Annotated in this window: 1 protein-coding gene; it reads right to left on the bottom strand. The window is 73.1% G+C overall.

The features are described 5' to 3' along the window. Window positions 1-229 (bottom strand): hypothetical protein (locus tag ACZ2V4_RS11910; RefSeq protein ID WP_490514979.1); only part of this gene is annotated, 229 nt, incomplete at its 3' end. Window positions 230-238: the final 9 nt, after the last annotated feature.

Below are 238 nucleotides of genomic sequence, written 5' to 3'. Positions count from 1 at the left end.
CCTCGGTGACCAGCTGCCGCGGCGGCGACGACATCGTCACCGGCTGGTCGTCCTCCCGACGAAGGTTCTCCTCGCGCTGGAGGCGTTCCTGCTCCGCCGCGAGAGCCTGCGCGTAGGCGCGGAACTGCGCGGCGAGCAGGCCGGTCGGGTTCTCCCGCTCAGCGGCGTACCGGTCGCGGCGCTCACGATCGAGCTCTTCCGCCGACGGGTGCTGCGGGTCGGCCCGCAAGAGCTACGC

The organism is Macrococcus sp. CoH-51_TC_04, from assembly GCF_058188655.1.
Note: the sequence above shows the minus strand (reverse complement) of the source record. Positions and strands in the feature narration are given on the sequence as shown.